The following is a 19,055-nucleotide window of genomic DNA, read 5'->3' as shown; positions in this document are numbered from 1 at the left end:
GGATTTTAATAAAAACATAAATGCACAGAGAATATCTGTAATAAAAAATTAGCAAAAGAATGAATGTTAGTAGAGTGATTTCCGTCGGGATTTTCTTTGACGGTACGGGAAACAATGGAGTAAATGCACTTTCATCAGATAAGCCACTGAATAATAATGAAAGCTATCACGGTGCATTCACCAATATCTATAAATTGTACAAATCATTTATCGGGAATGAAAAAATATATATTGAAGGAATAGGAACCGTCTCAGGTGAGGAAGATAGTAATTTTGCCATGACAACATGTGCGAATCCGCCTTATGGAAAAGGATATTCCTCAGATGATAAGCTTCAGAAAGCAGAAGATTTTGTACAGAAGATTGTTCATGATGAAGATGCTGAATATCATTTTTATTTATATGGTTTCGGAAGAGGAGGAATGCTGGCGAGGACCTTTAGTCACTGGCTTTACTCAAACTATTCCTTTGTTAAGATTCAGGTGAAATTTTTAGGTGCTTTTGATACTGTAGAATCAAAACCATTTAATACCTATGATCTGAGTGTGCCTTATCAGGTGGAAAATGTCCTTCATCTCTGTGCGTTTAACGAATGCCGATTCTTTTTTCCATTAACTGGTTTTTTTGAGCATTCAAAAATGATGCAGGATTACGGGTTCCGAAATAATACTTCCGTTTGGAAAGAAATTTTTGTTCCCGGAGCTCATGCGGATATCGGTGGCGGCTATCTGGAAGGGCCGCAGTCCGTCTATATTTCTACAGATTTTGCCAATACGGATGGTCTTATCAATTATATTCAAAATATAAGAAACAGAGCAACAGATGCTGAAGGAAATAAAGGATGGGATGCCTTACTCTCGGAATTTGGAGTGGAAAGAAAAGATGCTTTTTCTAAAGCCTATGTCTGCAGAGATAAAGTATATAACGAACTATCAAAACTATATGGGAAACTAATGCTGCAGGAAACCAATGCAATCTCAACGGTTTTTATATCGGGAAAAGATTTTGAAACAGATTATAGCAGACACCCTTTATTAGAAGGTTTATATGAAGAAATACAGGTCTATATAAAAGATCTTTCCATAGATCAAAAGCCAATATACAATTACAGTAAGCTTGCAGATTATATCCACATTTCAGCAAATTTCGGACTTTATCATGAGGGTTTGTCGAAACGATCCGAGTATGAAATGAATGTTGAACTTCTCAACAACGGATTAAACGTTTCAAGCAGCACCATTGTAGATCAGAAAAGCCATGCAAGGCTTTCTGCTGAGCTTCACCTTCCTGATGATAGTTTTGTAGCTGAAATTCTATACGGAACAAGCGTTCCCAATAATGATATCTGGACTCGTTCAATTATCAAAACTCCGGCAATAAGACTGGATGAAATCAATAATTAATGCTAGTCCTTATTTAGTTTTAAATTTTAGGTTAGGGAACATTAATTCAAATGTTCCCTTTTATTCGGAATGTATTTTAGACCAATAATTATACTTATTGAATCTGATATGGTATACCGTAGTCTTTAGATTCAGATTCCCGTACTTTGATATTCCTAATAGATATTGTACCTTCAGAATCATTATTGGTATGGCTTCTTAACGTTTTTAAATGAATTTTGCTAGAAAATCAGTCTATAAACAGCTTCCTGTTTTGGGACGTTTTTTTTATTTCTGGGCTATTCATTTCTTTTTCCGTATTTTTGCACCCGAAAATTCATTATTCATTACTAATTATTAATTACAATGCTTTCGGTTCAAAGTTTAGGATTACATCATTCAGGAAATTATTTATTTCAAAACGTAAATTTCACCATTAAAAAGGATGATAAAGTAGGGCTCGTAGGAAAAAATGGAGCAGGAAAATCTACTTTATTGAAAATGCTGTCCAAAGAAATTAATTTCTACGAAGGAGAGGTCGTAACAGAAGGAAGCATTACCATTGGTTTCCTGAAGCAGGATCTTGATTTCGTAAAGGGAAGAACCGTTTGGGCTGAAACCATGCAGGCTTTTGAGCAAATTAATGCATGGAAGAATGAGCTTGAAGAGGTTAATCACCAAATGACTGTAAGAACCGATTACGAGAGTGATTCATACACGGATTTGATTAATAAAATGACCGAACTGAATGACCTTTTAATGAACCATGATGCCTACAATTTGGAAGGCGATATGGAAAAAGTGTTGTTTGGTTTAGGATTTAAAGCCGATGACTTTCAAAAAATCACTGATGAATTTTCAGGAGGATGGAGAATGAGAATCGAATTGGCAAAACTTCTTCTTCAAAAGAATGATATCATGCTTCTCGATGAGCCAACCAACCACCTGGATATGGAATCCATCATCTGGCTTGAAAATTTCTTAAAAGATTATCCGGGAGCAATTGTTCTGGTAAGTCACGATAAGCAGTTCATGACCGCGGTTTGTAACCGTACTTTTGATATCAATAATAAGAAAGTTGACGATTATAAAGCCAATTATACCAAATATCTTGTAATGCGTGAAGACCGCCGTGAAAAACTGATTCAGGCTAAAAAGAATCAGGATGCGGAGATCAAGCAGATGGAAGATAACATTAATAAGTTCCGTGCAAGCGCTACAAAAGCATCTTTCGCCCAGTCACTTATTAAGAAATTAGACAAAATCGAGCGTATTGAAGTAGATAACGAAGACGTTTCAAAATTCAATATCCGTTTCGTACAGTCTATGGTTCCTGGAAAAGTGATTTTCGAAGCAGCCAAACTTGGAAAAGCTTACGGCCAGAAACAAATTTTTGATGATGTAGATTTTATTGTTCAAAGAGGAGACAGAATTGCACTTTTAGGGCAAAACGGACAAGGAAAAACAACACTAGCTAAAATTCTAGCAGGAGATATTAAAGATTATTCAGGAGCCTGGAATCTTGGCCACAATGTAAACATCGGATATTTTGCACAGAATCAGGAAGAGGTTTTAACACCGAATAAAACAGTTCTTGAAGAAGCAGAAGATGCTGCTACAGAAGAAACCAGACCTAGAGTAAGAGACTTATTAGGATCTTTCCTGTTCCAGGGAGATGCTGTTTCTAAGAAGACAAAAGTACTTTCCGGAGGGGAAAGAAACCGTTTAGCACTTTGTAAACTGTTGCTTCGTCCTTTCAACACGTTGATTATGGATGAACCTACCAACCACTTGGATATTCAGTCTAAGGAGATTATTAAGTTGGCATTACAGAACTTTGAAGGTACATTGATCGTGATTTCTCACGACAGGGAGTTCCTTCAGGGACTTTGTGATAAAATCTATGAGTTCCGTGATGGGAAAATGAAAGAATTCCTGGGAGATATCAACGAATATCTTGAATACAGACAAAAGGAAAGCATCAGAGAGATTTCTGCAGAAAAGGCGAAGCTTCATAGTGATGTGAAGGAAGAACCTAAAAAGGTAGAAGAAAAACCTGTTGTTAGTACCAGTCAGGTATCGAATGTTATCACTAAAGAACAGAAAAATATTCAGAATAAAATCAAGAAGGTAGAAGAAAAAATTTCTGAGCTTGAAACTAAAGTAGAAGAAATGGAAGCTTCTTTCGCTAAAGAGAATCCTTCCGATGAAACTTTGGAAAAATATAATAAAACTAAAGAAGAGCTGGAGAACGCTCTGCAGGAATGGGAATACTTAGGAACCCAGCTTGATTAATATAAAATACTAAAATTTGGGACTCGGGATACGGGTCCCAATTTTTTATCTAAGGTTTGGATGGGTTTAAGATTAGTACTGTAATCAATAATTTCCCATTTATATCTTGACGCAGAGACCGCAAAGACATTTTCAAATGTGAAATTTTTCGTTCGCAGAGGCGTTAACACTCAGCAAACGTTCTTAACTTGAATTTTAATTAAATAATATTAACACACTAATCAAAATTAACACGAAGTATTAAATTATTTTCATAATTTTGAACTATGATTAAAGAAAGCAGAAACTTAAAAGTATTTATATCCAGGCTATTGTTTGGGATATACTTCATCGCGCTGCTTTCTCAGAGTTTTCACCATCATGATTCAGTAGACTATTTTAAGGCATTTAACCTTAAGAAAGTTGAAAACTCAATGACGAAAGCTACACCTAAAGAGAAAGCTGGCGATTGTCTGGCTTGCCACTTTTTGGTAACCGGACATACTTTAGCTCCTGAAGAATTCAGCTTTAGCTTTGAGCATTACACGCACGAAGTAAAGCAAATTATCGCTATTCAGGAAAAAATCTGGTCTCAGACCAAATTTACCTTTCAGCTTCGTGGGCCGCCCGCAATTTCCTAATCAATACATTCTTATTGGGTTTATAACTCTATGTTTTAGAGTTTAATGGTCAAGGTTTGAAGTTTAATATTCAAAGCGGCTGAAGAGCAGCAGCAAGTTTGTAATGGGTAATCATATAAATTTAAAATACTCGATTGCTTACTTATTTCAATGTTTTAACTTCAAGTTTATTATCATTAATGCATTTCTATTGTACATCATACATTGTACAAGGAAGCCCAACCCATTCAACAAATTTTAACGAAAATGTACCCCTCATTAAACGGGTACATCATCAATCTATTTTACAATGAAATTGATATATTGCCTGTTGCTGATCTTTTGTGGATCGGTATTTACGAGTGCACAGAAAACTTACACTGTACAAGGAACCGTTCAGGATTTTCATGATAAAACCATGCTGGAAAATGCAGTGGTGAAAATCGGAAATCTTACAATGAAAACAGATAAGAAAGGGATATTCTCCTTTAGCAACATCCCTGCAGGGAAGTATACACTCATTGCAAAACATCCTGATTGCAATGATTATACTGAAAATATAGGAGTTGATCGGGATCTTCATATTACCATTACTTTAGAACATCATTCGGGTGATATAGAAACCATTACATTACACGGCAGTCATAAAAACAAAGGTTCCGTAGTAATGAAAACACTGGACAAAGCTGAACTTGAAAGAAACTCTACGGAGAATCTTGGGAATATTCTTTCAAAAATTTCGGGGGTGACTGCTTTGAAAACCGGGAATAATATCTCAAAACCTGTTATCCATGGTTTGTATGGAAGTCGCATCAGTATTTTAAATAATGGAGTGCGATTGGCAGAACAGGAATGGGGAGTAGAGCATGCTCCCAATGTTGATATCAACAATTTTCAGCATATTGATGTGATTAAAGGAGCGTCTGCTCTGAAATATGGAAGTGATGCGGTAGGTGGAGTAGTAGTGATGGAACCTGAAGTTTTTCCTAAAAAGGATACTATTAAAGGTTCAATAGGACTTACCGGAATTTCTAACGGAAGGGGGCTTGGATTGGATGTAGATGTTGCTAAGACCTGGAAAAACGGCTGGGCTGTTAAATCAGGTGGAAGCATCAAAAAACTTGGGGATCAAAGGGCTCCTGATTATAATCTGAAAAATACGGGAATGGATTTTTCATCTTTCAATTTTACTGTTCAGAATAATACCTTTGAAAGAGGAATCTCATTCGATTATTATCTTACCAATCAGAATATTGGGATTTTAAGAGATTCACATGTCTCTACAACCGGAGATTATGAAAGAGCAATGAATGCCAATCCTCCTGTTTATTCAGGGAAGTTTAGTTATGATATTGATAACCCGAGACAGGTTATTGAACATCATATTGCCAAAGTTTCCGCGTTCAGAAGATTTGAAAATATAGGAAAATTGTCTGCAACATACAGTTATCAGTATAATCACAGACAGGAATATGATATCAGAAGAGGAGAATTGAAAGATACTCCGGCTCTTGACCTAGAATTAATGACCCATCAGTTTAATATTAACGACTTGATAGAAAGAGGAAAGTGGTCTTTGGAGACAGGAATTGATGCTAGTTTTCAGAATAATTATTCAGATCCGGCAACAAAAGCAAGACGTCTGATCCCAAATTATGATAAATATTCAGCAGGAGCTTATTCTGTTTTGAAGTATAAAATTTCTCCAGATTTCAATTTCGAAGCAGGAGCCAGATATGATTTTACCCGTTATGACGTGACTAAATGGTATGATAAAAGTGATTGGGAAAAATCGTACGCGGATGCTTATCCACAGTTTTATGTGAAAACCGATCAGAACAGGATTTTGACTCGTCCACAGCTTAATTATAACAATGTTTCCTTCAATGCAGGGCTAGAATATCGTCCCAATGCTAACTTTGATCTGAAATTTAATTATGCGAAAGTGGGAAGAGCACCGAATGTGGCAGAATTATTTTCAGATGGTCTGCATCATTCTGCAGGAGTAATTGAAACCGGAGATATGAGTTTGAAAAATGAACAGGGACATCAGTTTAATCTGAATATTGATTCAAAATTCAATGTTCTGAAAGGATTGAATGTTTCTGTAAACCCTTATTTCTTCATAACTAAAAATTTCATTAATGAAGTTCCAGTAGGAATTAAGGCTACGATCAGAGGTGTTTTTCCGGAATGGGAATACCAACAGATTGATGCAAAAATGTATGGAGTTGACTTAGATGTTAACTGGAAACTGACGGATGACCTGACCTACGTGGGAAAAGGAAGCTATGTTTATGGACAGGATGACACGAACAACGAACCGTTGATTCTAATGATGCCTCCGAATTTTTCCAATGCATTGCAGTTTAAAAAACAAAAATGGAATAACTTCTATTTCACTGTTGAAAACCAAACATTTTTAAAGCAAACCAGATTCCCGATCAGAAATGTACCATTGGAACTTTATGAAAATGGTGAGCTGGTTGACAAGATACTGGATATCAGTACTCCACCTAACGGATATTCACTTTGGAATATCCAGACCGGAATCAATATTAGCAAAAACTTTTCTGCAGGACTTATTGTAAACAATCTGTTCAATACTTCATACAGGGAGTACCTGAACCGTTTGAGATTCTTTGCGAATGAGACCGGAAGAAACTTTATTTTAAGCTTTAGATACAAATTCTAAAGTTTTTAAAAACTATTCAATCAAAATTTTACAATTTTAAAATTCTTAAAAATGAACAAACTATTCAATACTAAAAATATTATCAAATTATTAGCGGCTTTATTTATTACTGTTACTACTGTTATTTCCTGCCAGAGAAATGGTTCTGCAGAAGAAGATGACCTTCCTCAGGAAGAACTTACCAATATTGTTCTGTTGGTAACTGAAGAGGGAACTACCAATACTATTTCGTATGACTATAGTATTGGAGCCGGAGGAGTACCAACTATTCCTCTTAAAGATGGGAAGAGTTACACTGTTGAAGCAAAATTCAGAAATGGTAATGAAGATGCTACTAAAGAAATTATTGAAGCCAAAAATGAGCACTTTTTGATTTTTGATTTTCCAAAGTCTAATATTACAGTGGAAAGACAAGATGGAGGTGATTTAAGAGGTGATGGAAAAAGAGTAGGGCTAAGAACAAAATGGACGGTTGTAAAAGCTGTAAACGGTGATGCACCATTCTTAAAATTAACTCTTATTCACTCTCCACAAAGTGTAAATGACGCTAAATCAGGAACTGCCTGGGGAAGCGTAACAGGAGGGGAAACCGATGCAGAAGCGAAATATAACCTAAGTAATTAGGAATAATTAATCTTGTTTAAACCACCGAAACTCTCGGTGGTTTTTTATTTAACAATATTTGGCTGTATTAGTTGATTTTAAATGGGTGATTCTCATAAAAAATTCATATTTTTGCAACCTAAAATTTTAATCAATAATGAAGGTTACCGCACAAAACCATGATGATGTAAGTGCATTGCTTACAGTGACATTGGAAAAATCTGACTACAAAGAAAAAGTAGAGAAGCAATTGATTAATTATGCTAAAAATGCGCAAGTTCCTGGATTCAGAAAAGGGAAAGTGCCTTTGAGTATGGTTAAAAAACAATATGAAGCAGGAATTGCATTTGAAGAAATCAATAGACAGGTTTCTGATGCTTTGAACAACTATGTTAACGAAAACAAGTTAAGATTAGTTGGTCAGCCTATTCCTCAGCCAGTAAACGAATTCGATTACAATGCTGATCAATTGGAAGTTGCTTTTGAAGTAGGATATGAGCCTGCATTTACTATAGATTTAGCTAAATATGAAGCACCTCACTACAAAGTAGAAGCTTCTGAAAAAGAAATCAGCAAGAGTATTGAAAACATGCAGAAGCGTTTCGCTGAGCAGGTTCCTCAAGATAAAATCACTAAAGATTCTTACATCGCTTTAGAGGTTTCTCAAGTTGTGGAAGAAGACGCTGAAGGAGAGCATCACCACCACCCAAAAAACATCACTATTACAGGTGAAAACAAAGAAGCTTTCAAATTGGTAAAAGCTTTAAAAATGGACGGATCTGTAAAAGTAACTAAAGAAACTCTTGCAGGTGATGAAGAATTAGCTAAAGAATTAGGATTCAGCAAAGAAGAAGTAGAGCACCTACACCACAATGAAATTGAAGTAAAAGTAAAAGACTTCTACTCATTAAACTTAGCTGAACTTAACCAGGAGTTATTCGACAAAGTATACGGAGAAGGAAACATTAAGTCTGAAGACGAACTTAAAGATAAAGTTAAAGCTGAATTAGACGAATATTTCCAACAAAATGCTGATGTTCATTTCGTGAATAAAGTATTGGAGCAGGTTACTGAAAAAGAAGAAGTAGCACTTCCTGAAACTTTCTTAACAAAATGGTTAATGTTCTCTAACCAGAACATCCAGTCTGAAGAGCAGGCTAAAGAAATCCTTGAAGCTGAGAAAAACCAATTGAGATACCAGATCATCGAAGGTAAATTGATGACTGATAACGAAATTAACCTTGACTATGCTGATGTATTGGCACAGGCTGAGCAGTTAGTGAAAAACCAATTGGCGATCTACGGAATCCACCACCTAGGTGATGAGGAGATCCAGAAATATGCTGTTGAAATGTTAAAAGATCAGGAGCAAGTAAGACAAATTTCTTCCGAAGTTGCGATGGCTAAATTAAAAGATGTTATTCTTGAAAAAGCTAGCAAAAAAGAAACTAAAATTTCTCACGACGAATTTTTAGAAGAGCTTAAAAAATAATTATATTCAGATATAAATATTTCAAAACCGTCAATTTTTGGCGGTTTTTTTGATTTTTGCCCCTTTTTGCTCTTTGTCTGAGTATTTTCAGCATGGTATCCGTCATTTATTATTTATCCATCATCACTTGTTACCAATTGCTTATTACTTATTAGTCATAATGTATCCATGTCCGCCAATATTCCTATATTTACCCTTTAAACTTATTATATATATGAAAAAGATCATCATTCCATTTTTCTGTGCCGTACTTTTCTCTGTTCCGGCAGCAGCTCAGAAGAAAGATGCCGCTTCTGCAACAACGGAGGCTGTAAAATCAAAGTTAACGGCTAAAGAAGTATTGGATAATTACTTTAAAGCATTAGGAGGAAAAGAAAAACTAGAGGGCGTAAAAACTCTTTATATGGAAAATACCATGTCTGCTCAGGGAATGGAAATTACCATGACTACCAGAAAAATGGGAAACAAATTTAAGTCTGTACAGTCGCTGATGGGACAGCAGATGGTTCAGTTTTTTGATGGTGAAAAAGGATACTTTGACCAGATGGGAAACAAAACTGCCATTCCTGCAGACAAAGTTGCTGAGCTTAAAAAAGCAAGACCTGTAGATGCATTAGCATTTGACGGAGCTACTTTTCAAAATGTTACCGTAGAGAAACTGGATGGTAAAGACTATAATGTACTGGCTTCAGATAAAGGGAAGTTTTATTTTGATGTAGCAACAGGACTTTTATATAAAACGCTTGCAGGAGAAGGAAATGTAACGGTAAAAAGCTATATGACTGTAGACGGGTTACAATTCCCGGCTGATGTAGAAGCAGAAGGATCAGGTCAGAAAGTGAATATTAAAACTACTAAAATTACAGTGAATTCGGGAGTATCGGATGCTGATTTTAAATAATAATTAAAGTAAGGAAGCTTGATGCTGGAAGCTGGAAGTTATTGAAGACAATCATTCAATTTTAGTAGTATTGATTAGACTGACCATCGGATGATAAAGGTTCAGTAGTACCTCCATCTTCCATCTCCAAGCTTCCATCCTGATTACATAAAAAAGCCGGAAATTAATCATTCCAGCTTTTTTATGTAAAGAAGGTTGCTTATGAACCATATTCTTTCTTCCATTCATCGGCAGCACCGCTCAGAACATTGTAAAATTCTTCGCCATACTTTCTGATTAATGGGGTCTTCAGGAATTTATAAACAGGAACCTGAAGCTCTTTTCCAAGCGTACAGGCATCGCTGCATACATTCCATTCATGATAATTTAAAGCTGTAAATGAAGAGTATTCTGTAACACGGATAGGGTATAGGTGGCATGAAATAGGTTTCTGCCAGTCTATTGCACCATCTTCATATGCTTTTTCAATACCACATTTTGTAATTCCTTTATCATCAAAAGTTACATAAGCACATTCACGGTTTTCTACCATGGGAGTAACATACATTCCGTCGTGTGGATCCGTAGTCCATGTTCCTTGCTCTTCAAGGGCTTTGATGCCTTCCTGAGTAAGATAAGGTTTGATTTTGTCAAAAATACCGTCCAGTATTTCAAGCTCGTTTTTGTCCAGCGGAGCTCCAACATCACCTTCCACACAACATGCCCCCTTACATTTGGTAAGGTTGCACACAAATTCTTCGGAAAAGATTTCCTCAGAAATCAATTTATCGTCTATCTGAATCATAATTTTTTAAAATAAATCAAAATATGTACCTGCTTTAAAGGTAAGTAAACTTAAAATAATAAGCCATAAGCCAGCCTCCTTCATCCAATATTTGGGTAAGAATCTCATCATTCTGCTCAGAATAATACTTGACGGAAATGCCAGAAGCAATAAGTATTCATAGTTTTTATTCATGTAAAGAATGATGGTAACAAGCTGAGCCAGGGAAAACACCAGCAGAAAAGTATATTTGTATCTGCTTATCGGGCTTTTCTTATTATAATTTTGAAAATGGTCATATACGGCATAAATAAGCATTAATGCCACAGGGATTAAAGGAAATAATTCCGTATAATCTGTCACCGGTTTCATCTTTCCAAACGGGAAGTAATCAATATTCCATGAAGTGAATTGCACAAAATACATCACAGAGAAATAACTGAACACAATCAGAATCATTCCTAAAAGGAATCTGAAAAGATTTAAGCCCACTTTGGCTGAAGTAGCAATCACATGAATGATTACAAAAACAGCCATGGGCCAGGTCGTAGGAAGGAAAATGAAATTCAATGCTACGATGGCACCTACCAATACATAGGATTTTTTCCTGATATCTTCATCGGCACTCGTTAAGAGTAAGATTAGGAAGGAGTTGGTTAATAGTGAAACCGCAATTCCTATATCTAAATTACCAGGATATAGTCCAAAAATAAAGAACGTATATAAAAATAATGGGAGATGGGTCTGATAATTAAGGGCAATACTATGAAAACAAAAATATCCCAAAGCAATTCCCAAAAATGTAATTCCGGCAATAATTGCTTCATAAGTATTGAAATTCAGTATGTTAAATATTACGACTACTAAAAGAAGACAACCAATATAAACAGGAATTGAAAAAATATTGCTTTCTTTTGAAAGTAATTTAAACATTTTTTATAAATTTGTACAAAGTTAATTTAAAAAAGGAAAATAATGACGTCTTTCTTTCTATTCTTAAGCAAAGTTTTCAAATCGAGTTTCGCATTCTTTGATACTTTCGGAAATGTTTTAAACTGGATTCTATTTATAGTTTGCTGTGTATTATTCACTTATTGGTGCTACGTGCTAGTTGTAACACTAGGTGGTGACAAAGATAAAGACTATTATTCTCCAACGGAAGGTAAGCACCCTTACTACGATCCGAACATCTACAAAAAAGAAGGTTAATTAATTGGTTATATAGTAAAAAACCGATCAAATAATTTATTTGATCGGTTTTTTTATTACTAACGATTAAAATTTTCTTTTACTTAGTCGTGGATAGGAAGTACCAAAACCGGGATATTCGAACTCTTTGTAAGTCCTTTGGTAAGACTTCCTACAAATACATCATAAATTCCGCTTCTTCCGTGTGATCCCATTACAATATAAGCAGCATTTTTTTCCTTGGCATATTCAAGGATAATATCTTTTGCTAGTCCTTGTTTTAGAAGATGTTCACAATCGATATCATGGGCAATGATCCTTTGCTCAATTTTATTAAGCTGAACCAATTCTTCCCTGATTTCATTGGCTTCCACTTCCGGGAAATATTGAAATCCCATATCACCAATCGCAAATCCGATATCTGATGGTGCAACATGGATTAGGTAAATTTTACCATTAAGTTGTTTTGCAAATTTTATGGCACCTTCCACCAGCTGGTCTGTTTTGTCCCCAAAATCTACGGGTAATACAATATTGATCATAACCTTTCATTTTGTTACCTAAAGATATAAAAAAATTACCAAACTTTTATGTTAAATACTTATAATATTCGGATGTCAATCATTTTTTCTTCCCCAAGGTAAGCTTCCAGAATATCGTTTTCCTCTACTTTTCCAACTCCTTTTGGTGTACCTGTGTAAATAAGGTCTCCTACTCTTAAAGTGAAGTATTGAGAGGCAAAAGCAATAATATCATCAAAATCAAATAACATATCTTTCGTGTTGCCATCCTGAACTTTCTCTTTGTTCTTTAGAAGAGAGAAAGAAAGATTCCTAAGGTCAAAGTTCTCTTTTTTGAAGAAACTTCCTACTACTGCAGATCCATCAAATCCTTTAGCAAGTTCCCACGGCAGGCCTTTTGACTTTAATTCACTCTGAAGGTCTCTGGCCGTAAAATCTATTCCTAAACTCAATTCTTCGTAATGCTTGTGAGCGGTTTCCTTCTGAATGTATTTTCCGCCTTTAGATACTTTTATCACCACTTCCAGCTCATAGTGGATGTCATTGGAGAATTCAGGAATATAAAAATCATTCCCTTTTAAAACCGCAGTATCCGGCTTCATGAAAATAACAGGGTTCTCCGGAATTTCGTTTCCTAATTCTTTAGCGTGTTCGCTGTAATTTCTTCCTATGCAGATGATTTTCATAATTCTTTTTTATTTTTTACTTCGTCATTGCGAGAAACGAAGCCGTCTTTTTATTGATGTAAATATTTTGTTGTATTTATTCGTGGGTAAATTCATTGCCACAATAATAGCACACAAACTTATGGCTCGTCAGAAATGAAATACCAAAAAAACTGGTAGCCCTGTCATCTCTGTAGATATGATTGGAACTGCATTTTGGACAAATAAAATCAAATTCCGGATTTTCAATAGTATGTTCTACTTCTAGCGAATACTGTTCATTGTCTTTATAATCCTGAAGAATCTGAGTTGCTTTTTCCTGATCTTCTTCAAAAACCTGAAGCTGAATGCCGCCTACAGCTTGAGAAAGCAACCAATCCGACTGAATAAGCTGTTCATTCGCAATGAAACTATTAATTCCGTTTTCAGCCAGAATCTGTTTGTCCCTGTTAGCTTCAAGGGCTGTTTCATAAAATTTAAAGCGAACCAGATCAGACATATTTAAAATTTGCTTGACAATTGGATTTTAGTAAATACTTTTTTTGTATACAACGGAAAATCAGCATTCTGAAGCCATCCGAAATACCCAAGGTCCTTCTGGAAAACAGCTTTTACACCTTGTCCTTTATACTTTCCGAAGTTGAATACTTCTTCCTGCTTATCATTATATCCGATAAATCCGGCAAGATCAGCATTCTTATTATGGAAGGTGAATTCGCTTAATTGGGCAATTTCATTCGGAATATCATCATATTTTCCTACCTGAGCGTCCAGAACTTCGAAGGTTGCCATTACATCAGCTTCTGCAGAGTGTGCGTTTTCTAATGTTTTTCCGCAGTAAAACTGATAAGCTGCTCCTAAATTTCTAGGTTCTTTTTTATGGAAAATAGTCTGTGCATCTACCAATTTGAATTTGCTAAGATCAAAATCCATTCCTACTCTTAATAACTCTTCAGCTAAAAGAGGAACGTCAAATCTGTTGGAGTTAAAACCTCCCAGATCCGTACCGGTAATCATTTCCATCACCTTAGAAGCAATTTCTCTGAAGGTAGGAGCATCTTTTACATCCTCATCGTAGATTCCGTGAATTTCACTGCTTTCTTTTGGAATGGCCATTTCAGGATTTATTTTCCAGGTTTTGCTTTCTCTGGAGGCATCCGGATTTACTTTTAAGATACAGATTTCAACAATTCTGTCTTTTCCGATGTTGGTTCCTGTAGTTTCCAGGTCAAAAATACAAAGTGGTTTATGGAGTTTTAAGTTCATGTTAATCAATAATAATTTGAAAATATGTTCATTAAAAATCAAAAGTTTTAACCTTTGATTTCTATTTTAATTGTCTTTGAAAAATAAGCGATACCAATATATAATAGATAACCAGCATCGGAATTCCTACAGTCTTAAAAATTGCAAGAATAGCGATTCCGCCTACCAATAATACTACTTTTGGATAATTGTCTTTTAATGCTTTGGATTTAAACTTCATTGCCATCATTTTGATTGGGCTGATGAGAAGCCATGACGTAAGGAATGAAAGGATGATCAACAGTAATGCATTTTCAAACAGGAAACTGAAAGTTCCGGTTTCCTTAAAAGCATAGTATAGTCCAAATAAAAGAACCGTATTGGTTGGCGTGTTTAATCCTTTAAAATAATACCTCTGCTCCTCATCAAGATTGAAGATGGCAAGTCTTAAGCATGAGAAAACAGTTACTACCAAACCAATATACTTAATTTCAAAAGGAAAATGTAGTCCAAGAAGCTCAGCTCCGAATGGTTCTAATGCTTTGTACATCGTAAGCCCGGGGATCACTCCAAAACTCACCATATCCGCAAGAGAATCCAGCTGAAGCCCCAGATTAGAGTTTGATTTTAAAGCTCTGGCTACAAATCCGTCAAAAAAATCGAAAATAGAGGAGAGGATAAGGCATATTGCCGTTGTTTGATAGTCTCCTAAAATAAGATGTATTACCCCCACACAGCCTGCAAATAGATTAGCCAGGGTTAAGGCATTAGCCAGATTATTCTTTATAAAATCCATAAGTACAAAATTACATTTTTTAAAAATTCTAACTCAAAATAATATGTACTAAAAAACGCAATAAAATGATTTTGATGTAAATTTGCCCCATGAAATTTTTAAAAGGATTTAGAAAACAGGAAGTTCTGGCACTGCTTTACAGGATTTTTTTAGCCTATGCTTTTTATCAGATTGCAAGACTTTTATTCTGGTATTTTAATAAGGACCTGATTAAGGTAGACTCTGTTTCAGAGTATCTTAAACTGGCTTACCATGGTACAGCCTTCGATACAACAGCTATTTTGTATGTGAATGCACTATTTATATTGTTAAGTCTTTTACCGTTGGTGATTAATACAAAGAAAGGGTTTCAGATGGTTCTTTTCTGGATTTATTTTCTGACGAACGGATTGGCTTATGGTATGAATTTCGGGGATTTTATTTATTATAAATTCTCCCAGTCAAGGCTTACTTCAGCAGTATTTCAGGTAGCAGAACACGAATCCAATGTTTCTCAAACGCTGATGATTTCCGTTGGACAGCATCCTTTTGTGCTGATCTGGTTTATTGTTTTAATGGGATTGTGGGTTTTCCTTTATAAAAAAGTAAAGGTGGATGAGGCAAAACCAACTCAATTGCTTCCTTATTTTTTATCTTCTATTGTTACTTTATGCATTACAGCAGTTTTGGTAGTAGGAGGAATCAGAGGAGATTTCAAGCATAGCACAAGACCTATCAATATGGTTGATGCTACCCGTTTTGTAACCAATCCATTGCAGGGAAATTTGGTTCTTAACAGTACGTTTTCATTCTTCAGAACCTTAAATACCAATAATTTCAAGGAAGTTCATTTTGTAGATGAAAAATATATTGAAGAACATGTACAGCCTTATAAAGTATATGATAGAAAGGTGGAAAATCGCCCCAATATTGTAATTTTCATCGTAGAATCTTTTGGGAGAGAGTATTCTGGCGCTTTTAATAAGGATAAAAATATTAAAGATTACGTTTCCTATACTCCGTTTATGGATAGTCTGGCGACTCAGAGTCTCATTTTTCCCAATACTTTTGCCAATGGGAGACAATCTATCCATGGGATGAGCAGTGTTTTGGCAGGAATTCCTAGTCTTACAGATGCTTTTACAGGTTCTCCATACTCCAATCAGAAGATTCAGTCCATTGTTTCTGTTTGTAATGATTTGGGATATGATACCTCTTTCTATCACGGAGCTCCAAATGGCTCTATGGGATTCCTTGGATTTGGAAATATTTTAGGATTCAAACATTATTTCGGGAAAACAGAATACAACCATGATGAGGATTTTGATGGGATGTGGGCGGTCTGGGATGAACCATTCCTTCAGTATTTTGCTAAAAATGTAGGAAAGAAGCAACCTTTTATGACTACTGTGTTTACAGCGTCTTCTCACCATCCGTTTAAAATTCCTGAAAAATATCAAGGGAAATTTAAAAAAGGGAAAATAGAAATGCATGAGCCAATACAATACACGGATTATGCCATTAAAAAATATTTTGAAACGGCTAAAAAAGAACCTTGGTTTCACAATACTATTTTTGTTTTCACAGGAGATCATACCAATCAGATCTATTATCCGGAATATGAAAAGGCAATGAACCGGTTTGCCGTTCCATTAGTTTTATATTCTCCAAATCCAGTATATCAGCTGAAAGGAGAAAATACTGAAATGGCGCAGCAAATAGATATCTATCCAACACTTGCAGATTTAATCGGATATAATAAACCCATTAGAAGCTGGGGAAGAAGTTTGGTAAGTGATAAAAAGTATCCGGGAATTATGGTGAATTCAGATGGAAATAATGAACAGTTTATGATCGGAAATTATATCTATCGTTTTGATGGCAAGGAAATTGTGGGAGTATATGATAAAACAGATCTTGCTCTTGAAAAGAATCTGATTAGCAAACTAAAAACTCCTGAAGTAGAACAAGGGAAACAAACTGCAAAGGCTTGGTATCAGGATTATATGGATAGAGTGATTAATAGGAAGCTTAAATAAGTAAATCCATTTATAGGCTCTTTTATGCTTTGTATAATAAAAATTTTTGTTCGTTAAGAATTAATTTATATTTTTATCAATACATAGAAAAGTATGTTGTATTAAAATTAAAACTATAGAAATATGAAAAAAATAATGTTAACATTCGTGCTTTCTTTATTTGGTGTGATGACATTTGCGCAGATAGAAGGAAAGTGGAAAACAATAGATGATGAGACTAAGCAGGCTAAATCTATTGTGGAAATCTTCAAAAAGACTGATGGAAAGTATTATGGGAAGATTTCTCAGTTATTGACAAAACCGGCAGATCCTAATTGTACAACCTGTAAAGACGACAGAAAAGGCAAACCGCTTGTAGGGCTGGAAATCATCAGAGGACTTAAGAAAGATGGTGATGAATTTACAGGAGGTACTATTACAGACCCTAAAACAGGGAAAACTTATAAATGTACCATTACAAAAGGCGGTGATAAGCTTAATGTAAGAGGTTATCTGGGATTATCATTATTAGGAAGAACCCAGATTTGGGAGAAAGCTAATTAATATAAGTTTAAATAGAATTTTAAAATGACATTTCAGAAATGAAATGTCATTTTTTTTTGAAAAATTATGTAACGAAAATAAAATCTCTCCACTTATAGAATATGAGCACCGAACAGGAGAAAACATTTATAGACTTTTTTAAGCCCAATCAAAAGCTTGTCCATAAAATATGCAGGATATATACAGATAATGCTGAAGATCATGATGACCTTTTTCAGGAAATTACCATTCAGTTATGGAAGTCTTTTCCTGGTTTTAAAGGAGATGCTAAGTTTTCGACCTGGATGTATCGGGTAGCTCTTAATACAGCAATTACTTTATTCAGAAAACCAAAGAAAAAGGATGCACAAACAGTGGATATCGATGTTTCATCCCTTAAAATGGAATATGAGGTTTATGAAGATGATGAACATAAGCTCCAGAAAATGTATAAGGCAATCTACACATTATCTGATGTAGAAAAAGCCTTAATCATGATGTATCTGGAAGATAAGTCCTATAAAGAAATTGGAGATATTCTTGGGATTAATGAAGGAAATGCAAGAGTAAAGATGAACAGGGCTAAGAATAATTTAAAAACCAAAATAAACACAAAATAATATGGACGAATTAGAATTGTTGAAAAAAGACTGGAATAAGGAGTCTGATTGTTTTAAAGAATATTCCGAAAATGAGATTTATAATATGATAAAACATAAATCTGTTTCCATAACCAAAACTTTATTGATTATCGGATTAGTCGAAATGGTTTTATGGGCTTTATATGGATGGCTGAATAAAGAATTTCCTTATATAAGAATAGCTGTGTTTTTTGTTTTTACGGGATTAATTATCTTTTTATTTCGTAAAATGAAGGCTGGGCAGGACAGTATCACATTAATGAAAAGTATTCTAAATATGCGAACCCTTATTTTAGGATATGCAGGTATATCATTAATATTGGCTGTTACAGACAGTATTATTCATTTCGATCATAATACAAGAGATTTCATGGCAGGGTGGCATGACGGTTGGAATAACAATCATCATATAAAGGCTTTGCCTGCTAACCCTGATACGATAGTGCCTGTACTGGGAAATTATATTGCTTTTGGTATTTTTGTACTGATTGCTTTTTACCTTCTGTATTTCATTTATAAAAGAACCTACGGAAGAATTTTACAGGATCTCAGAAAGAACTATAAAGAATTGAGTATTCAGGAAGTAAAATAATGTAAGGAACAGGTTGGGGAGATAAGGGTAGAGATTATTAAATATTGTTTTTGAAAATCTTATCAGATTTTGATAACGAAATAAATATAAGACTATCAATAGAAATATATTTTCAGGAGTTCTTTTGTCCTTAATAA

General features: G+C 34.9%; 19 protein-coding genes. 12 read left to right on the top strand and 7 right to left on the bottom strand.

Annotated features, from left to right (window positions below; all coding sequences use genetic code 11):
* Positions 1-59: 59 nt before the first annotated feature.
* From CHSO_RS21140 to CHSO_RS21110, 7 genes are all read left to right on the top strand, one after another.
* Complete coding sequence (locus tag CHSO_RS21140) at positions 60-1,403, top strand: T6SS phospholipase effector Tle1-like catalytic domain-containing protein (protein WP_045500573.1); 1,344 nt, start codon at positions 60-62, stop codon at positions 1,401-1,403.
* Positions 1,404-1,748: 345 nt separating this feature from the next.
* Positions 1,749-3,677 carry an ABC-F family ATP-binding cassette domain-containing protein gene (locus CHSO_RS21135; protein WP_045500571.1) on the top strand — a complete coding sequence of 643 codons (1,929 nt, stop codon included), beginning with the start codon at positions 1,749-1,751 and terminating at the stop codon, positions 3,675-3,677.
* A 266-nt stretch (positions 3,678-3,943) separates the two neighbouring features.
* Positions 3,944-4,297, top strand: coding sequence for a hypothetical protein (locus tag CHSO_RS21130; RefSeq protein WP_045500569.1), 354 nt, complete (start codon positions 3,944-3,946; stop codon positions 4,295-4,297).
* A gap of 289 nt (positions 4,298-4,586) precedes the next feature.
* Positions 4,587-6,971 (top strand): TonB-dependent receptor, encoded by a 2,385-nt coding sequence (locus tag CHSO_RS21125; protein ID WP_045500565.1) that lies wholly within the window; start codon positions 4,587-4,589, stop codon positions 6,969-6,971.
* A 51-nt stretch (positions 6,972-7,022) separates the two neighbouring features.
* The gene (locus CHSO_RS21120; protein ID WP_045500563.1) at positions 7,023-7,595 is read left to right on the top strand and encodes a hypothetical protein; all 573 of its coding nucleotides are present in this window, start codon (positions 7,023-7,025) and stop codon (positions 7,593-7,595) included.
* 136 nt (positions 7,596-7,731) lie between these two features.
* Positions 7,732-9,066, top strand: coding sequence for a trigger factor (locus CHSO_RS21115; protein ID WP_045500561.1), 1,335 nt, complete (start codon positions 7,732-7,734; stop codon positions 9,064-9,066).
* Between the two features lie 214 nt (positions 9,067-9,280).
* Complete coding sequence (locus CHSO_RS21110) at positions 9,281-9,967, top strand: hypothetical protein (protein ID WP_045500559.1); 687 nt, start codon at positions 9,281-9,283, stop codon at positions 9,965-9,967.
* Between the two features lie 199 nt (positions 9,968-10,166).
* Here CHSO_RS21110 and CHSO_RS21105 read toward each other — a convergent pair whose 3' ends face one another.
* Both CHSO_RS21105 and CHSO_RS21100 read right to left on the bottom strand, forming a co-directional pair.
* Positions 10,167-10,751 carry a DUF3109 family protein gene (locus CHSO_RS21105; protein ID WP_045500556.1) on the bottom strand — a complete coding sequence of 195 codons (585 nt, stop codon included), beginning with the start codon at positions 10,749-10,751 and terminating at the stop codon, positions 10,167-10,169.
* Between the two features lie 6 nt (positions 10,752-10,757).
* Positions 10,758-11,663 carry a DUF6427 family protein gene (locus CHSO_RS21100; protein ID WP_045500553.1) on the bottom strand — a complete coding sequence of 302 codons (906 nt, stop codon included), beginning with the start codon at positions 11,661-11,663 and terminating at the stop codon, positions 10,758-10,760.
* A gap of 42 nt (positions 11,664-11,705) precedes the next feature.
* Between CHSO_RS21100 and CHSO_RS21095 the strand changes: the two genes are divergently transcribed.
* Positions 11,706-11,939, top strand: coding sequence for a DUF6341 family protein (locus CHSO_RS21095; protein ID WP_045500551.1), 234 nt, complete (start codon positions 11,706-11,708; stop codon positions 11,937-11,939).
* 83 nt (positions 11,940-12,022) lie between these two features.
* Here CHSO_RS21095 and CHSO_RS21090 read toward each other — a convergent pair whose 3' ends face one another.
* From CHSO_RS21090 to CHSO_RS21070, 5 genes are all read right to left on the bottom strand, one after another.
* Positions 12,023-12,460 (bottom strand): universal stress protein, encoded by a 438-nt coding sequence (locus CHSO_RS21090; RefSeq protein WP_045500548.1) that lies wholly within the window; start codon positions 12,458-12,460, stop codon positions 12,023-12,025.
* 59 nt (positions 12,461-12,519) lie between these two features.
* Entirely contained in the window at positions 12,520-13,125 is a 606-nt protein-coding gene (locus CHSO_RS21085) for a fumarylacetoacetate hydrolase family protein (protein ID WP_045500545.1), read from the bottom strand.
* Positions 13,126-13,201: 76 nt separating this feature from the next.
* Positions 13,202-13,603, bottom strand: coding sequence for a putative signal transducing protein (locus CHSO_RS21080; protein ID WP_045500542.1), 402 nt, complete (start codon positions 13,601-13,603; stop codon positions 13,202-13,204).
* Between the two features lie 2 nt (positions 13,604-13,605).
* Complete coding sequence (locus tag CHSO_RS21075) at positions 13,606-14,370, bottom strand: 3'-5' exonuclease (protein WP_045500539.1); 765 nt, start codon at positions 14,368-14,370, stop codon at positions 13,606-13,608.
* A 61-nt stretch (positions 14,371-14,431) separates the two neighbouring features.
* A complete protein-coding gene (locus CHSO_RS21070) occupies positions 14,432-15,145 on the bottom strand; it encodes a CDP-alcohol phosphatidyltransferase family protein (RefSeq protein ID WP_045500536.1) in 714 nt (237 codons plus the stop codon).
* An 89-nt stretch (positions 15,146-15,234) separates the two neighbouring features.
* Here CHSO_RS21070 and CHSO_RS21065 point away from each other — a divergent pair, with 89 nt between their 5' ends.
* From CHSO_RS21065 to CHSO_RS21050, 4 genes are all read left to right on the top strand, one after another.
* Entirely contained in the window at positions 15,235-17,163 is a 1,929-nt protein-coding gene (locus CHSO_RS21065) for an LTA synthase family protein (RefSeq protein WP_045500533.1), read from the top strand.
* Between the two features lie 123 nt (positions 17,164-17,286).
* Positions 17,287-17,706 carry a DUF2147 domain-containing protein gene (locus tag CHSO_RS21060; RefSeq protein WP_045500530.1) on the top strand — a complete coding sequence of 140 codons (420 nt, stop codon included), beginning with the start codon at positions 17,287-17,289 and terminating at the stop codon, positions 17,704-17,706.
* A gap of 101 nt (positions 17,707-17,807) precedes the next feature.
* Positions 17,808-18,305 (top strand): RNA polymerase sigma factor, encoded by a 498-nt coding sequence (locus CHSO_RS21055; protein ID WP_045500527.1) that lies wholly within the window; start codon positions 17,808-17,810, stop codon positions 18,303-18,305.
* Between the two features lies 1 nt (position 18,306).
* The gene (locus CHSO_RS21050; RefSeq protein WP_045500524.1) at positions 18,307-18,918 is read left to right on the top strand and encodes a hypothetical protein; all 612 of its coding nucleotides are present in this window, start codon (positions 18,307-18,309) and stop codon (positions 18,916-18,918) included.
* The last annotated feature ends 137 nt before the right edge of the window (positions 18,919-19,055 follow it).

It is taken from the genome of Chryseobacterium sp. StRB126, from assembly GCF_000829375.1.
GTDB lineage: Bacteria > Bacteroidota > Bacteroidia > Flavobacteriales > Weeksellaceae > Chryseobacterium.
This window is presented reverse-complemented; position numbering and strand designations above follow the sequence as displayed.

Bases quoted from the DNA above. Each gene is read 5' to 3' on its own strand.
- CHSO_RS21140 (WP_045500573.1), top strand. From the start codon at position 60: ATGAATGTTAGTAGAGTGATTTCCGTCGGGATTTTCTTTGACGGTACG.
- CHSO_RS21135 (WP_045500571.1), top strand. From the start codon at position 1,749: ATGCTTTCGGTTCAAAGTTTAGGATTACATCATTCAGGAAATTATTTA.
- CHSO_RS21130 (WP_045500569.1), top strand. From the start codon at position 3,944: ATGATTAAAGAAAGCAGAAACTTAAAAGTATTTATATCCAGGCTATTG.
- CHSO_RS21125 (WP_045500565.1), top strand. From the start codon at position 4,587: ATGAAATTGATATATTGCCTGTTGCTGATCTTTTGTGGATCGGTATTT.
- CHSO_RS21120 (WP_045500563.1), top strand. From the start codon at position 7,023: ATGAACAAACTATTCAATACTAAAAATATTATCAAATTATTAGCGGCT.
- CHSO_RS21115 (WP_045500561.1), top strand. From the start codon at position 7,732: ATGAAGGTTACCGCACAAAACCATGATGATGTAAGTGCATTGCTTACA.
- CHSO_RS21110 (WP_045500559.1), top strand. From the start codon at position 9,281: ATGAAAAAGATCATCATTCCATTTTTCTGTGCCGTACTTTTCTCTGTT.
- CHSO_RS21105 (WP_045500556.1), bottom strand. From the start codon at position 10,751: ATGATTCAGATAGACGATAAATTGATTTCTGAGGAAATCTTTTCCGAA.
- CHSO_RS21100 (WP_045500553.1), bottom strand. From the start codon at position 11,663: ATGTTTAAATTACTTTCAAAAGAAAGCAATATTTTTTCAATTCCTGTT.
- CHSO_RS21095 (WP_045500551.1), top strand. From the start codon at position 11,706: ATGACGTCTTTCTTTCTATTCTTAAGCAAAGTTTTCAAATCGAGTTTC.
- CHSO_RS21090 (WP_045500548.1), bottom strand. From the start codon at position 12,460: ATGATCAATATTGTATTACCCGTAGATTTTGGGGACAAAACAGACCAG.
- CHSO_RS21085 (WP_045500545.1), bottom strand. From the start codon at position 13,125: ATGAAAATCATCTGCATAGGAAGAAATTACAGCGAACACGCTAAAGAA.
- CHSO_RS21080 (WP_045500542.1), bottom strand. From the start codon at position 13,603: ATGTCTGATCTGGTTCGCTTTAAATTTTATGAAACAGCCCTTGAAGCT.
- CHSO_RS21075 (WP_045500539.1), bottom strand. From the start codon at position 14,370: ATGAACTTAAAACTCCATAAACCACTTTGTATTTTTGACCTGGAAACT.
- CHSO_RS21070 (WP_045500536.1), bottom strand. From the start codon at position 15,145: ATGGATTTTATAAAGAATAATCTGGCTAATGCCTTAACCCTGGCTAAT.
- CHSO_RS21065 (WP_045500533.1), top strand. From the start codon at position 15,235: ATGAAATTTTTAAAAGGATTTAGAAAACAGGAAGTTCTGGCACTGCTT.
- CHSO_RS21060 (WP_045500530.1), top strand. From the start codon at position 17,287: ATGAAAAAAATAATGTTAACATTCGTGCTTTCTTTATTTGGTGTGATG.
- CHSO_RS21055 (WP_045500527.1), top strand. From the start codon at position 17,808: ATGAGCACCGAACAGGAGAAAACATTTATAGACTTTTTTAAGCCCAAT.
- CHSO_RS21050 (WP_045500524.1), top strand. From the start codon at position 18,307: ATGGACGAATTAGAATTGTTGAAAAAAGACTGGAATAAGGAGTCTGAT.